Below are 15,189 nucleotides of genomic sequence, written 5' to 3' on the forward strand. Positions count from 1 at the left end.
GAAGATCTGGCGGACTGACTTTAGCTGAGCTAAAGTCAGATATGGCCATCCCCATTCGAGACCTGCACACATTCCATGTCGTCGCCCGTTGCGGGTCGATGGTTGCGGCCGCGCGCGAGCTTGGCGTGACCCCCGGCGCGATCAGTCAGCGGATCAAGACCATAGAGGACAGATATGGCGCACGGCTGTTCACCCGCAGCCGCAAGGGTATCGCGCTGACCAAGGTCGGTGCGAGCTTCTGGTCGGAGATCCGCGAGGCTTTCGGAGCGATCGAAGCGGCCCATGCGGCGCAGCTTGCCGGACCGGCGACTCCGCTCATTCGCATCAACGCGGCACCGACCTATGCCTGGTCTTCGCTGGTCTCCGATCTCGGGGCCTTCCAGGCGGTGCATCCCAAGATCCGGCTCACAGTTGAGACAGAAGACCGGTTGGTCGATCTGCGCTCAGAACCCGTCGATCTCGCGATCCGTCATGGTCTCGGCACCTATCCCGGATTGAAATCGGTCTGGCTCTGCGCGCCGGAACTCATTGTCGTTGCCAGCCCCGACCTGCTGGCCGAGAAAGGGCCGATCCGCAGTGCCGCTGATTGCCTGAATTTCACCCTGTTGCCAGACTCGACCGGCAAGGATTGGCCGCTCTGGCTCAGGGCGCAGGGTGTCGACGAGACGCGGGCGCGCTACGGCACGGCGTTCAAGGATGATTTCCTGACCGTCAAGGCCGCGACCAAGGGGCAGGGCGTGGCGCTGCTCAATGATGTCTATGTCCGCGACGAGCTCGCCGCAGGCCGGCTGGTCCGCGCCCTCGATGCGAGCTGGCCCACGAAATTCGCCTATTACGCGGTGGGCCTGCCGGAGACATTCCAACGCCCGCCCGTCGCCGCGCTGGTCACGTGGCTGCAAGCGGCTTCGGGGCCTGAAAGAGGATGAGCGCATGCTAGGGGAACGCAGCATTCGGTCGTTTTGCATCCGCGCGACAGCTCGCGGCCCATGCCAACCATTTCTGTCGAGTGCGGCGAATGGCAAGAAGGTCCGCACATTTGACTTTGGTCCGAATCTTGGCCCACGGTTACTTCCGATCCATACCGGACTGAGCTGACCTCTTCGTTCAGATTAACGACAGGCCGCGAACAGTCCTTCCGGATCGTCGGTCGTGATCTGATCTACCCCCAACGTCATGAGGCGTTCGCAGAGCGCCACTGTCTCGGGCGTGATGGTTTGGACCGTGTAGGCGTCGATCCGGCGCCCCTCCGCATGGAACGCCGCGATCATGTCGAAACCGCGTCTGAGCGCATCGAAAATGAGCCGGATGTCGAGATAAATGAGCGTCGCCCGACCCGCCTCGGTCAACGCATGTGCGACAAACCCCGTATCATCTCCAGTCGCGGCCAGCGCGTCTCGCATGCCAAAATGACAGGGATCGTGTCCGACCTGCATGTCCGGCAAGGCCTGTGCCAGCCGCCTGACCGCTTTTGCGTCACCGCCAGACAGGACCAGGTGGCGCTGAACCGGTGCGACATCCCGTGCGAAGGCTTGGATGTCTGTCTCCGTGAGCGTCTCGGAGGTCTCTTTCAGATCGAGTTGCAGCAAGGCTCCTGCGCCGATCCGCGTCTCGGCAAGGCGTTGACAAAGATCGCCCAGAAGAGCGATCGGAGTCTCTGTGGCAAGGCCCGCATTGTCGCGCCGCGTGAGGGTCCGGAGCTCTGCCGCTGTGGCGGCGGACACAGGCCCCGTGCCGGTTGTTGCGCGATCCAGAGTGTCGTCATGCAGAACGGCAAACCCGCCGCCAGCATGCCGCACGATGTCGATCTCGACAGAGGCGCCGAGCTGCATGCCTTCGACAATCCGCGCCGGATCGAACTCCATGTCAGCGGCACATCGGCGCCCACGGTGCCATTTGAGCCAAGTGCGGCCTTTGGCGTGGTTCAGAGCAACGGGCGCGTCAGACATGTTCGATCTCACGCGTATCTGACGGCGTCACATCAGCGAGTTTTTCCGTGCCACGAAACACGGCAACATGGCTGGCTTTCAGTCCGACGGGCTCCCCCGTCGCAAGGCGCGTGGAGGGCGGGCACATGGCTTTGAGGCGGGTTCCGTCCTCCAGTTCAATGTCGACGAGGATATGTGTTCCATAGTCGGTTGTCCGGTGAACGCGCGAGCTGGCATTGGCATCGGGGGCGACCGTGATCGCCTCCGGCCGGATCGCCAGTTCGACAGGACCATCGTTGACCGGTGCCGAGATCTGGAAAAGCGGATGATCGCTGCGACCGCCGCGCATGTCGCAGGCGAGGAAGTTCATCGAGCCGATGAACCCCGCGACAAACCGCGTCTCGGGGGCACGATACATGTGATCGGGGCTGGCCACCTGTTCGATTTCGCCCCCTTGCAACACGACGATCCGGTCGGCCAGCGCCAAGGCTTCGTCCTGACCATGGGTCACGAAAAGCGTGGTGATGCCGAGGCGGCGCTGGATGTCGCGCAGTTCTTCGCGCAGATGTTCGCGCAGATGCTGGTCGAGGCTGGCAAAAGGCTCATCGAGCAAAAGGATTTTGGGCTCGAGCACAAGGGCCCGGGCGATCGCGACCCGTTGTTGTTGCCCGCCCGAAAGCTGCCAGACGCGGCGTTTGCCGTAGTCGGCGAGCCCGACCAGTTCGAGCGCCTCGGCCACTTTCGCCTGAATGTCCCGGCGTGGCATCCGGCGCAGTTTCAGGCCGAAAGCGATATTCTCCGCAACGGACATATGGGACCAGAGCGCGTGGCTTTGGAACACCATGCCGGTCGGGCGTTTCTCCGGCGGAATGCGTGTCACATCCTGACCGTCGATCAGGATGGAGCCCCGATCCGGCGTTTCAAACCCGCCGACCATGCGCAGGATGGTGGATTTGCCGGAGCCCGACGGCCCGAGAAGGCAGACCAGTTCGCCATCTTTGACATCGAGGGAAGTGTCGCGGATGACATCGGTTCCATCGAAGGATTTGCCGATATTCTTGAGAGTGAGTTGAGCCATGGTTTTCTCCTCAGACGCCGAAGCCCTTGGCAAAGGACGCGGACCCGACAAGGCGGCGGGTGAACATCAGCGCGAAGAAGCTGGGGACCCACAAGAGGACCGACAGCACCGCGCCATATTGCACAACGATCTGGTTGTTGATGAAAGTGATCATGAGAACGGGCATAGTGCGGATTTCCGGCGCACCGATGAGCCACGCGCCCTCGGTTTCGTAAAACGTGCCGACAAAGCTCAAAAGCACGGCGGCAAAGATGGTTGGGGCGGCCTGTGGCAGGCTGACTGACCAGAACACCCGCAACGGGCCTGCTCCGGCATCTCTGGCGGCGTCTTCCATGGCGCGGTCGACGTTTTGAAAAGCCGCCACGGGAATCCAGATCATCATCATCAGAGTGCCGACGAGTTGGATCAGAACGACGCCCCAGAAGGTGGAGATCAGCCCCAGATTGAGGAAAATCCCGGCGATGGCGACCAGAAGGCCGAATTTGGGAAAAGCATGCGAGGCGAGAAAGGAGAGGAACAACACGTTGCGCCCCGGGAAGTCCAGGCGCGCGAAGGCATAGGCCGCAGGCAAACAGATCAGCGCCGAGAGCATCGTCACCGTCAGGGAGAGGCGGATCGACAGGAACATGGCGCCCCAGACATCGGGCCGCGACAGGGTGTCGTTCCAGAACCGGAGCCCGAATTTCTGCGGCAAAAGGCTTGGGTAACGCCAAACCTCGGCAAAGGCCCAGATCGCGACGACGATGAGCGGGACAACAACGACAAGACCCAGGACGCCGGTGATACCGAGACCAAGCCAGTCTGTCTGTTTGGTCTTGTGGACTGGCACATGGGGGGCATGCGACGTGGTGGCGTGGTCTATGGCGGTCATTGCCGGGCCTCCCGGTTTTTGGCGATGGAGCGGACGTAGAACGCCCCGAACCCTGCACAGATGACAAAGGTGATGACGGCCTGTGTGACGGCCATGCGCGTGTCCTGAACCTGCGAGAACGTCCGCTGCATGAAGGGCCCCATCATTTCCGGCGAGGCGGGACCGAGGACATAGGGCAGGGTGAAGGCCGAGAAAATGCTCAGGACGGTAAAGGAGAGCACCACGAGCATCGCATTGCCGATCTGTGGCAAGATGATGTGGCGCAACAGGGCGACATGGCGGGCACCGGCGTCCCGCGCCGCTTCCACGGCATTGTCTGAGACACCGCCCAATCCTGCGACGAGCATCAGGGTCGTGAGGGGGATATTGTCCCAGACCAACCCGATCACCGGCCCCCAAGGGGTCAGATAGGGTGAGTTGATTTTCGGAAGCCCGATTGCATTCAGCACAAGATCAACGCCACCATTCGGGCCGATCGTTCGGATCAACGCATAGGCGAGAATGACCGACGGTACGAACATGGGAAAGAGCGCAAGGCCCTGAACGACCGCCGCGATCCGGCTTTTGGCAAAGCGCAGATACAGAGCCAGCGGCAGGCAAATGGCCATAAGCAATGCTGCGCAGACCACCGTGACCCAGAGCGTCAGCCAGAGATTGGCGAGCGAATAGCTGTCGGTGAAAAATCTCTGATAGGTGTCGAGGCTGAAACTTGCGCCGGCATCGCTGTTGACGAACAGGGTGCGGGCAACCGCGTTGAAGATCGGGTAGATGATGAGCCAACCCAGAAGAATGACCGGCGCAGCAACGAGAAGGAGGCCCGTGAGCCCCCTTCCGTGACGTTTCGCAAAGCCATCCTTCCGGACGTTGCTGTCCGGGGATGCCATGTCGGTCATTCTTGTTAGCCCCGCGAGATGCCCGGAGCGACGTTGCGATACCAACCGTCGTTGATCGCCGCGTCCCAATCGCCGCCCGGGAAGGTCGGGATCGAGGCCGGAATGACGTCTTTGTATTTTTCGCGCAGGGCGGTGTCGACATAGTCCCACGATACGCCCGGGAAACCGCCAAGCTCGGTGATGATCTTGGACTGAACCTCTTCGCTCAGAACGTAATTCGCAAGCTGCATCGCAACATCTTTGTGTGTGGCGTTGGTCGGCACGGTGATGCGGCTGAAGCCACCGCAAAGCGCGAGATCCTGAAGCTGAACGAGACCCGTGGTTTCCGGCAGGACGCCCATGCTGAGCGCCTGAAGCACCTGATCGGACCACACCGGCGTCATGGTCACCACGCCCTGCGCCAGAAGCTGGATCGACTGGGTATTGCCGGAGGTGTAAGCGCCTGCTTCATAGAGGCTCGGAGCCAGTGCTTTCAACAGTCCCCAAGCGCCCGGCAGCGTGTCGTTCGCATAGGCCTCGGAATAGTTGTCGAGGGTGAATTTCTGCGGATCGCGACCGTTGGCCTCGTGGATCGCACGACGCACAAAGTTGCCGCCGGAGCCACCTTTGTCCGGGCGGTTGTAGACGAATTGCCCCGGGTTCGCGTGAATCCATGCGGTCATTTCGTCCCAGGTTTTCGGCGCGTCTTCCGGGGACACGCGGGTGGCGTCATAGGCGAGCAGAACCTGAGATCCGCGGTACGGCAGATCGAAATCCGTCTGTTTCGCGGCAGGGTTCACCTTGTCCCAACCTTCCATGTCTGCTGCGGCAAAATTGATCCAGAGACCGGCTTCGATGGAGCCCGTAGTCTGGTCCGGCGTATAGGCTTCGAAAACATCGACCTGCGGGTCGTTGGATGTCCCAAGAGCCGCCATTGCACGATCGGCGATCGCACGCAGACCCGCACCATCCCCCGCATCGACAACACGCACCTTCGCGTCGCCGTTCACATTCCGAAAGCCCGGAAGAATGACGTTGGTCCAGAAATCAGAGATATTGCTGTCAGAGCCGGTGTAGACGTTGACGAAACCATCGGCGGCAAGGGCGATGCGCGGCATCGCGAGCGTCGCGGAGGAGACTGCGGCTGTTTTGAGGAAACCACGGCGAGAGATTTGGGAGGTCATGACATATCCTGTCTGGTCTTGGAATATCTCCGTCGAAAGGAAGATCGACGAATTGATCACGCAGCCTGATAAAAACGAACCAAAACGGTTTGATGATGGTTCGACGACACAAATATGAACTTAGGCAGCGCTAACATTCCTGCTTTGACAGGGCCTTGAAATGGTGATTGAGCAGGCGCGTTCTTTACCATCCGGACCGTCAAATGCCACTTTCCTTGCCTCTCACATTGCTTCCCGCCTGCATCTTCTTTGCCAATGCGACGCTCTATGTGACACTCTATTCCCGCCTGCCGGAAGTCAGCAGCGCTCAGGGGGGTTCGCCGTCGGCACTGGGGCTTGCGCTTTTGTCGCAAACGGCGGGCACATTGCTTGGCTTCCCAACTGCCTCGCCGTTGATTGACCGTTTCGGAGCGCGGCGCGTTGCGGGGGCGACCCTGCTGGCAGCCATGATCCTTCTGCCTGCCGCCGCAACCGGCATTATCGGTCCGGGGCTTTGGGGGATCGCCATTCCCTTGGGCCTCTATGGTTTTGCGATGGCCGTCATGGAAGTGGCAAAAAACCTGATCGCCGCGCGGATCGAAGAGCGTTCTGGTAAAAACGTGATTTCCAAAAGCCACGGCTTCTGGTCTGCCGGTCTTTTCGTCGGGGCGCTGATGGGCGGCTGGGCGGCGGGAGCGGGCATCTCTACCGGTGAGGAACTCCTCTGGATCGGTTGCGCCTTTCTACCGCTCGTTGGCCTTCTGCTTGTCCGGGCTGGTGATCCTGAGCCAATGGGACCTGCATCAGACAGCGAACCGCGATTTGCCAAGCCTGATGCCTTTGTCATCGGTCTTCTCATTCTGATCGCAGGGTTCAGCATCACCGAGGGGGTCGTCTACGACTGGTCCATGTTCTACCTTCGACAGGATTTGGCACTGGACGCCAACACGGCCGCGAAAATCTACGCCGCCTTCACCATCGGGATGTTCGTCGCGCGCATGCTCGGGGATGACCTGCGCAATCGTCTCCCGACGCCGCGCCTGATCCGCTTTATGGCGGTTTGCGTGGTGTTGGGCGTTGCGATCACGGTGTTCGGGCCGCACTTTGCCACCGGGCTGCTCTATGTCGGTTTCAGTCTGATCGGATCCGGTGTGGCCCTGGCCGCCCCCGTGGCGACAGCGCTGGCCATGCGCCATCCGACACGCTCGGCGACACGGACGATGGCCTCCTATTCACTCATTTCGCTTTTGGCGCTGTTTGCCGTTCCTCCGCTCATGGGCACGATTGTCGAAACCCACGGCGCTGTCTGGGCGATTGTCTTCGCATCGCCTCTGCTCGGCTTTGTTGCGATCTTCGCACCACGCATCGTCGCGCGCATGCGCAATCTCCCATCCGAACCACATTCATAGGAAAGCACCATGCCTCTGACATTCACCGGCCAGCTTGGCCTTGATCATATGGGCACGCATGTGCCACACGGTTTCACCCTGCCCGAGGGGGTCGGCACCCTGCGTCTGCGCTTTGCCCATGATCCTGCGCATCCGGGCAGCGGCGATATTCCGCACCAGTTGTCGATCTCCGTGTACGGGCCCGATGGCGCGCGCGGCACACGGCATAACAATGCCGACCAGAGCCCCGTGATCTCCACGCATTATGCGTCGCCCGGTTATCTGCCCGGTCCGATCGAGGCAGGGGAGTGGCGGGTCGAGATCGACGTTCACCGCATCCTGCCACCGGGCGGTGTCACTTACAGAATCGAGGTCGCATGGGACACCGAGGAACTGCGTGTCCCGAAAGCACCGCAGCCTCTCACCGGAGAGCGCAAACGCGGCGCCGGGTGGTACAAGGGCGATCTGCATGGCCATACGCTTCACTCCGATGGCCGCCTGACCGTCGAGGAATACCTCGACTACGCTCTTGAACGTGGCTTCGACTTCGTGGCCCTGACCGATCACAACACGACCTCCGCGCTGCCGGAGTTGATGGCGCGGGCGGGGGAGGCGATCACCATTATTCCGGGCGAGGAACTGACCACCTACAACGGGCATGCGCTGCTGCTGGGAACCACAGACTGGGTCGACTGGACCGTGCGCGACGGACAGACCATGGGCGCGCGCGCCCGTGATGCGGCCGAAGGCGGCAAGGTCTTTGTCATCGCGCATCCGAAGTCCGAGGGGCATCCGTTCTGCACCGGCTGTCGCTGGGCTTTCGCCGATCTTCTGCCCGGTGTCGCCCGTCATGTCGAGGTCTGGAACGGTCCATGGACATCCTGCCCGCAGAACCCCGGCGGGGTGGCACTGTTTTACCAATGGCTCAATCAGGGCTACCGGATGGTTGCAACCTGCGGCACCGACACCCATCGCCGCGCCGTCGCGGGACAGCGTTTCGGGTTCAATGTCATTCGAGCTGCGGACAACACGCTTCCTGCCCTGCTTGAGGGGCTGCGCGCGGGAGCGTCCTATGTCACCAGCGGTCCGTTGCTCTCGGCGTGGGCGAGTGGCTCAGGTGAGAGCGCCACATTCGGCGGATGCCTGCCCGAGGGGGACGTTGCGGCGACCTGCGTGCTCGGCGACGGCGATCTGCCTGACGGGCTTGGCCTGTCCTTGATCCACTGCGGTACCGTCATTGCACGCGCGCCCTGCGTCCCGGGCATGGAGCTGACCGAAACCTTCACGGCCGGCTCCGGAGAATGGCTCACATGGGAAATCAGGGACAGCGTCGGTCACCTTCACACACTCACCAACGCCATCCGCTTCGGCGGAGAAGAGGCATGGAGATAGGATATTGCCGCAGCTTTGCGAAACGGACTGACGCATAGCTGTCGTTCATGCCGGGGAGTGAACCGGTCCCAGTTTTTGGACCGGTTGGCAGCGTTTCCAAGGTGTATCCGGGTTAGGTTTTCTTCGTTGTCCTTCGGGGCATGCTGCCATTTTTTGATCACGGCCCTGCCAATATGCCTCCCTCGGTGTTCGATGCTCAAGGGAAGATTGGGGCGTTCGGTGTTGCAGAAGGTCATCCATCTGCTGATCACCCACCGCGTGTGGAAACCATCTGTGATTTCCTCGAGATAGAGGGCATCCTGTTTCAAGGAACGCCACTCGACCATTGTCCATCGGACCGATGGCGACCTCATGCCGAGCTGTTGCTGCGCCGCCAACTCAAGACCTTGCGGGTTGCCCAATCCATGGTCGCGACCAGATAGAGGAAGTGCGTCTGGTCATATCGACAAGATATTGCGCCGCGCGGCCACGGCGACGGCCTCGGACATCGTGAGCGCCGAGAGCTTGCGTCTTAGATTGCGACAATGCAGATCGACCGTGGGCAGCGAAATATTAAGCTGGTGGCCGATCCGGTCGCGTCGCAGTCCCGCAGCGGCCAGCTCCAGAACGGCGCGTTCGCGTGCGGTGAGGGAGGGGATCTGTTCGCTGACAAAGGTCGCATCGGGATTGTGCCAAAACACCACAATGCGCACCCGCTCAGGCTGAAATGGCAGGACATTGATCTGCACGGGCCCGTTCGAAGCGGGCACCTCGGGCAAGAGGACCGTCGAGTCGGGAGCAACCTGGCGGCTTGCGATCCAGAGCGCCGCATCGAACGCTGCGGCGGGGTCAATGTGGAGCCGCTCTGCCTCATCGCGACGGCAATAGCGCGGATGGAGTTCAAGAAACCGCCGCGCCATCGCATCACAGGAAAGAATCCGCGCCTCGAGATCGACATCGAGACAGGCTGTCGCGGTCGTCTCGGGCGAAAGAGCGACCTCATCCGGCGCGGGCAATGTCATGGTCCGTGTCATGATGTGAAGTCCAAAGCGGCAGGTGGAGAAAAGATCCGATATTGATCCGACGTTACTCTGCCCGCGGAATGGACCGCGCCCCCCTCAAGGGGGGTAAGAGGTCGAAAAAGAAGCTTAAAGTCATGGTTCTTCTTGTTTTGCCGTACGTTCTGGGGAAGCTTAGGGACATTCCCCTTCCCGAGGTCGTCGCTCAGGAACATCATGATGCGACAGCCCAAGAAGCAACCACGACCGGAGCCCATGGCGCGCCCCTCGCAATTCATTCAAATCCTCGCGACCGCGCTCAAGAAAGCGCCTGTCGCGCTCCCCTCGGAAGACGCGCTCCTGCTCAGTCCGAGAAACGAGGCCCAGAGCGAACGCTTTTTCTTTCGGCATTTCGCCCAATGTCGCCTGTCGATCAATCTCTATGACTCTGCTGGCACACGGCAGATCAACACCTATGCCCCCGATAGCGAGATGATCTTTCCCGCGCAGCTCAGGATGGCACGCCAGTCGGTTTCGGGCTGTGCCTTTACCGTCATCGAAGAAAAACTCTTCTTTCTCTATGACCGTGCCGAACACTGGCCCGACGTCCCTGATCATATCGCCTTTTTCGCGGTGCATCTCGACGGCTCCCATCTCGCGGCACTCTCGGCGGAAGCCCCGACAATGACGCTCACACCTTCGGAATATGTGCTTCTGGCACATCTTTTGAGCGGCAAGGACTTGCAGGGCGCGGCCGAGGCGACGGGCGCCTCTTACGACACCAAACGCAAACAGATCCGCACCGTACTCGACAAGTTCGGAGCCAAAACCCAGACCGCTTTGCTCCGCGCCCTCTCGCTCGACATCACCGCCGCGGTGCTCGACGAGATTTTGCCGCTGAAGGATCGTCGCCCCGAGACCGCCCAGATCAAGCGCCAGTTCGGCCGCGCCGTGGTCGTGAATCACCTCTCGATCGGCGAGAGCGATGAAATTCCGATTTGGGAATTCGGCGCACGTCGTGGTCAGCCGGTGCTCTATTTTCACAGTATGCTCTCGCCCGTACTGTTCGACGACGACATGATCCGGCCCCTAAAGGCACAGAATCTGCGCATGTTATTGGTCCCACGGCATTTCCTGAGCTTCACCCGCGAGGCAGAACCAGAGCTCCGCATGGCCCGCTTTTCCAAGGCGATGGCCGAGATCGTTGACTATATGATCGACGAGCCGGTTCTTTGTCTCGCGGAAAGCGCCGGCGTGCCCTGGGCCGCGCATTTCGTACGCCATCATCCGGATCATGTCTCAAAGCTTGTGCTTTGCGGCACCCCGCAGCTGTTCAAGGCCGTGAAGGATAGCGCTTCACCGACCATCTTTGTCGATATGTCGCACCGGCTCCGCTCGGATGCCCGCGTCCTCGTTGGGCTCACACAGGTCTATAACGCGCTGAGCCGCGTGCCCGCCTTTGCGCAAAAGGGGCTTGGTCACATGTTTCGAAAGTCCGAGGCCGATAGTGCCTGTCTCGATACACTGTTCGAGCGTGCGCATCTGTCCGACTGGTTGCGCTTGATCGCCAATCACGCGACCCTCGCCTCGATTGACGAGATGATCAGCCTGCAACGTGACTGGCACGCGGATCTTCTAGCCACACGCTGTCCGATGGTCCTGCTCCACGGCCGCGAAGACCCGATCAGCCCGATCGAGGATGCCGAAGCCATCGCCAGAGAGCTTCCCGAAGCACGCTTCGAACCTGTCGAAAATGCGGGACATCTCGTCTTCAGCGAGGCCATTCACCGTGTACTTTCGCACCTGATCTGCGACCAGTTCCAAGCAGAGGCGGCTCCCCGATACGCCTCTGGCCCTTAGAACCGATAATTCCAGCCGATCCGGCAATCCGTCGTTTCCGAGGAATAAAGCGCGATATTGGAGGTCTGGACCTTATAGCTGCAGGACAGTTTCGGCGTGCTGCCCATAATCTTGATCCGGCTGCTCGAGAGTGACACACCGATACGGTAAATCTCGTCGCGACGCGCAAAATCGACCGAGGGGAAAGCCGTGTCGTACTGGCGCAGCGTCGCGCCGAAATCGACACCGGCGCGCAACGTGTCGGACAGATCGAAATTGTACCCCGCCCGCAGGCTCGCCCCCCAGTAGCGATGATACTCGAGCGAAGGCGTACTGCGCTCAAGCGTCCCGCCCAGCGTCAGTCCCCCCGTGGCCATGACCCGTTTGCTCCAACCGAGACCAAGCGAACCATAGCGCCCTGACAGCGTGTCTTTGTCGAGATAGTCGCGATACTCGATCACCCCGCTCGCACTCAGTGTCTCGGCCCCCGACAGGCGGCGAGACCATGAGCCATGCAGACCGGTCGAGAGCCGATCAGAACTGGGCTCTTCCACTTCGGAATAGTAGACTCTATCAGCATGCAAACCCGCGCGGAAACTGCTGGCCTGCACGTCGGATTTCAGATCCACCGAAAGACGCCCGCGCCAGTAGCGCAGCTCCGGCTCTGGATACCAAATGCGGCGCAGAGACGACCCGAGCTCTACGCTCAACCCGTGTGAAATCGGACGTCGATAGAGCAGCTGAGCCGCTGCCTCTACGCCAACCCCAGAGGTCTCTTTGCCTCCGTCATCAATCAAGAACCGTCCCCAAAGCGTGTCGAAATAGGGTTCAGACGAGGTGTTTTTAATATTCGTGCTCGGCAAAAGCGCGAAGGAGGCGGAAAACTGGAGCGGATAGCGTCGCGCAAGCTCGGACAGCGCCGCAAGATAGAGAGCGGCATTCTCTTGTTGCGTCGGGTCCGCCAGGAGATGCCGCAGAAACGCCTCGGCGCGCCGCTGTTGCCCCGCTTGAGCCCAGGCCTCTGCGATCGCGAGTTGCGCGGTTGGGTCGGTCGGGGCCAGGTGCCAGGCTTTGGCAAAATACGAGACGGATTTTGCAGGTGCGCCCTCGGTCAGGACCGCACGCCCCTTTTGTATCAGCAGCTCATACGTCTCGGGGACACTCAAGGTCGCCTCGGCTGAGGCGACCTGCGCGTGGGATAGGAAGATCAACAGGAGGGTTCTGTATAGCGCCTGTCGGATCAAATATCTTTGTCGGGAAGGAGTACGTCTCATGTCACCTGACCTATGGTGGTCGTGCCGCGATCTCTCGCGGCACGATGATCGTTACCCATCGCTCTCGTTACAAAGGAGGGCGCAGGCTCACTCCTCGACCGCGGCAAAACCACCTTCGTAATAGTCGCCGTCTACCGTGCCTTCCAGATCGCCGTAGAGCGCCAGTTCACCTTCGTAATCGTAGAACGTGCCGGTCATACCCATATCGACGATATGGTCTTCGTCGTCTGTCAGCGTCCCTGCAGCATTGGCGGCCAAGGACGTGCCGGAGATCGTGCCGGCGATCGCGAGCGAGCCGGTCAGCTCGTCTTCAAGCACTTGCGTGTCTTCGTTGTAGAGCCCGAAACCGTCAGCCGTACCGGTCACTGTGCCGCCGGTGAAATCTGCGGTGAGGGTCATATCCCCGATGGCTTCGAGGTCTTCATTCTCGCCCACATCGCTGATCGCCAGAGCGCCGGACAGGGTCGCGGTGCCGCTCATCAGGCTTTCAGAAGCTTCTTCGAGCTCTCCGTTCTCTGCCTTCGAGACGAGATCCTCAAGGCTGTCGTATTTCTCGGGAAGGTCGACCCCGGACATATCCCCATCGACAGAGGAGCCCCCGCAAGCTGCCAAAGAGAGAGAGGCCGCCGACAAGGCCGCCATTGTAAAAAACCGCATTATAATTCTCCTAAATCTTTGCGCGTCGTTTTTTCTCAGATCCCTCGAGATCCGAAAAAATCATCCAAGATTTAAGAGAGCGGGCAACCTATGAGAAACTATAGGTTCATTGATTTCATTGTGAAATTTAGAGGTGCATTCTGCACTATTCGTCAGGACCCGCCTATCGTACCATCGCCTAGGATCGGGGTCGGCGCGCCGCTCAGCGAAGCGCTTGCGGCCGAGGCACGGTACGAACTCCCGAACCGCTTCGACAAACTTGGAGCGGTTCGGGAAGCCTTTGTGCTCAAGCGTTCGACGCGCTGAACCGCTTTGCTCGGGTTTGCCCAACTCATATTTGTGCGGCGATATAGGCCGCCGCGAGATCGAGCGTGGCAATTTGCGGATAGTCGACCTCGGGGATTTCGATGGAAAACCTTTTCGACAGGGCAATCACCAGATTCAACACATCCATCGAGTCCAGTTCGAGATCGTCCTGCAGGTGATCCGCGCCAGAAATCTCTGCCGGATCGAGGTCCGGGGCCACGCGGATGAGATCTTCGAGATAGGCGCGTCTGATGTCGTCTTCGGTCATAGCAGCTCCGGGGTTTGCAGATGATGTTCGATGGCTGTGAGGAACTTTGCGCCAAGGCGACCGTCGCTCACACGATGATCGGCGGCCAGCGTCAGAGTGACGGCCTGAGCGGCCACCAGAGCCCCGTCGCGCACCAATGCCGTCGGGCGCGGCGTGCCGGCTGTGACGATGGCGACCTGCGGCGGCACGATGATCCCGGCCATCGCATCGACACCGCGTTCGCCAAGGCCGGAAAAGGTGAGTGTCGCCATGGACATCTCCGAACTTTTGAGCCGGCCGGCTCGGGCGCGCGCGGTCACATCGCGCATGGCGGCCATCAACGCGGTGAGCGAAAGCTTGTCCGCGTCCATGATCGCCGGCGCGACGAGGCCGCCGCCGCGCAGCGCAATGGCGACGCCGAGATGGACCGGATCGGAGGCCTCAAAGCCGTTCTCGCCGAAATGCCCGTTGACAGGTTTGACCTCGCTCGCGGCCAGAGCGATGGCTTTCGATAGCACGGCCCCCATCAACACGCGGTCCTCGGGTGGTCGCGCCGCATTGGTGGCGGAGAGCCAATCGCTGGCCCGTGTCAGATCGATGGTGTGACTGACATAGTAATGCGGGATCTCCCGTTTCGAACGTGCCATGGCCGCGGCGATGGCGTTGCGCATTTCCGCCAGAAAATCCTGCCGTTCGGGCGGCGGCGTCGGTTGTGAAGGTTGTGCCGCCTCGACATCGGCCAGAACGATGGCACCGTTCGGGCCGCTGCCTTTGAGCATGGCGAGGTCGAGGCCCAATTCCCCTGCTCTGGCGCGGGCGGCGGGTGAGGCGGCGATGTCCTTGGTCCCGGGGCGCGCGGTGGGCGAGACCGGCAAAACTTGTTCTGGTGCGGTGGGCGCTGGTGCGACAGGAGACGCAGCTTTGTCCTCACGGGGCTTCTCCTCAGTCTCTTCCACGACCTCTCCCGAGCTGCGGATCATCGCCATCGGCGCCCCAACCGGAAGGGTTTCTCCAAGCTGGGCAAGCAACTTTTCGACGACACCCTCCTCGAAACTCTCGATCTCGATGGCGCCCTTCTGGGTCTCGACCACCGCGACGATATCGCCGCGTTTGACCGCATCGCCGGGTTTTACCAGCCATTCGACCAGCTTGCCGGCTTCCATATCTGCGCCGAGCGAGGGCATGTTGAAACTTGCCATC

14 protein-coding genes are annotated in these 15,189 nt (G+C 60.9%); 4 read left to right on the forward strand and 10 right to left on the reverse strand.

Annotated features, from left to right (window positions below; all coding sequences use genetic code 11):
* Positions 1-41: 41 nt before the first annotated feature.
* The gene (locus BM151_RS02420; RefSeq protein ID WP_090056720.1) at positions 42-926 is read left to right on the forward strand and encodes a LysR substrate-binding domain-containing protein; all 885 of its coding nucleotides are present in this window, start codon (positions 42-44) and stop codon (positions 924-926) included.
* A 183-nt stretch (positions 927-1,109) separates the two neighbouring features.
* On the opposite strand, the gene BM151_RS02425 is transcribed toward BM151_RS02420, so the two are convergent.
* Genes BM151_RS02425 through BM151_RS02445 form a run of 5 tightly spaced genes read right to left on the reverse strand, consistent with a single transcriptional unit; the run spans position 1,110 to position 5,930 of the window.
* Complete coding sequence (locus BM151_RS02425) at positions 1,110-1,946, reverse strand: glycerophosphodiester phosphodiesterase (protein ID WP_090056723.1); 837 nt, start codon at positions 1,944-1,946, stop codon at positions 1,110-1,112.
* Positions 1,939-3,003 carry an ABC transporter ATP-binding protein gene (locus tag BM151_RS02430; RefSeq protein WP_090056727.1) on the reverse strand — a complete coding sequence of 355 codons (1,065 nt, stop codon included), beginning with the start codon at positions 3,001-3,003 and terminating at the stop codon, positions 1,939-1,941. Before BM151_RS02430 ends, BM151_RS02425 begins: the two co-directional genes overlap by 8 nt.
* 10 nt (positions 3,004-3,013) lie before the next feature.
* On the reverse strand, positions 3,014-3,874 hold the full coding sequence (locus BM151_RS02435) for an ABC transporter permease (protein WP_090056731.1): 861 nt from the start codon (positions 3,872-3,874) through the stop codon (positions 3,014-3,016).
* On the reverse strand, positions 3,871-4,758 hold the full coding sequence (locus BM151_RS02440) for an ABC transporter permease (RefSeq protein WP_090059127.1): 888 nt from the start codon (positions 4,756-4,758) through the stop codon (positions 3,871-3,873). Before BM151_RS02440 ends, BM151_RS02435 begins: the two co-directional genes overlap by 4 nt.
* A gap of 14 nt (positions 4,759-4,772) precedes the next feature.
* On the reverse strand, positions 4,773-5,930 hold the full coding sequence (locus tag BM151_RS02445; protein ID WP_245781071.1) for an extracellular solute-binding protein: 1,158 nt from the start codon (positions 5,928-5,930) through the stop codon (positions 4,773-4,775).
* Positions 5,931-6,133: 203 nt separating this feature from the next.
* On the opposite strand from BM151_RS02445, the gene BM151_RS02450 reads away from it, so the two are divergent.
* Together BM151_RS02450 and BM151_RS02455 are read left to right on the forward strand one after the other, a co-directional pair.
* Positions 6,134-7,318 carry an MFS transporter gene (locus BM151_RS02450; protein ID WP_090056735.1) on the forward strand — a complete coding sequence of 395 codons (1,185 nt, stop codon included), beginning with the start codon at positions 6,134-6,136 and terminating at the stop codon, positions 7,316-7,318.
* A gap of 9 nt (positions 7,319-7,327) precedes the next feature.
* On the forward strand, positions 7,328-8,689 hold the full coding sequence (locus tag BM151_RS02455; protein ID WP_090056739.1) for a CehA/McbA family metallohydrolase: 1,362 nt from the start codon (positions 7,328-7,330) through the stop codon (positions 8,687-8,689).
* Positions 8,690-9,126: 437 nt separating this feature from the next.
* Here BM151_RS02455 and BM151_RS02460 read toward each other — a convergent pair whose 3' ends face one another.
* Positions 9,127-9,702, reverse strand: coding sequence for a helix-turn-helix transcriptional regulator (locus tag BM151_RS02460; RefSeq protein WP_090056742.1), 576 nt, complete (start codon positions 9,700-9,702; stop codon positions 9,127-9,129).
* Between the two features lie 204 nt (positions 9,703-9,906).
* Here BM151_RS02460 and BM151_RS02465 point away from each other — a divergent pair, with 204 nt between their 5' ends.
* A complete protein-coding gene (locus BM151_RS02465) occupies positions 9,907-11,526 on the forward strand; it encodes an alpha/beta fold hydrolase (protein ID WP_177213002.1) in 1,620 nt (539 codons plus the stop codon).
* Here BM151_RS02465 and BM151_RS02470 read toward each other — a convergent pair.
* From BM151_RS02470 to BM151_RS02490, 4 genes are all read right to left on the reverse strand, one after another.
* Positions 11,523-12,671, reverse strand: coding sequence for a porin family protein (locus tag BM151_RS02470; RefSeq protein ID WP_177213003.1), 1,149 nt, complete (start codon positions 12,669-12,671; stop codon positions 11,523-11,525). The genes BM151_RS02465 and BM151_RS02470 overlap by 4 nt on opposite strands.
* Positions 12,672-12,866: 195 nt before the next feature.
* Positions 12,867-13,436: a hypothetical protein gene (locus BM151_RS02475; RefSeq protein ID WP_143093020.1), complete on the reverse strand. Its 570-nt coding sequence runs from the start codon at positions 13,434-13,436 to the stop codon at positions 12,867-12,869.
* A gap of 331 nt (positions 13,437-13,767) precedes the next feature.
* On the reverse strand, positions 13,768-14,010 hold the full coding sequence (locus tag BM151_RS02485; protein ID WP_090056760.1) for an acyl carrier protein: 243 nt from the start codon (positions 14,008-14,010) through the stop codon (positions 13,768-13,770).
* Entirely contained in the window at positions 14,007-15,188 is a 1,182-nt protein-coding gene (locus BM151_RS02490; protein ID WP_090056762.1) for a dihydrolipoamide acetyltransferase family protein, read from the reverse strand. Before BM151_RS02490 ends, BM151_RS02485 begins: the two co-directional genes overlap by 4 nt.
* Position 15,189: the final 1 nt, after the last annotated feature.

This window comes from Celeribacter neptunius (genome assembly GCF_900113955.1).
GTDB classification, from domain to species: Bacteria; Pseudomonadota; Alphaproteobacteria; order Rhodobacterales; family Rhodobacteraceae; genus Celeribacter; species Celeribacter neptunius.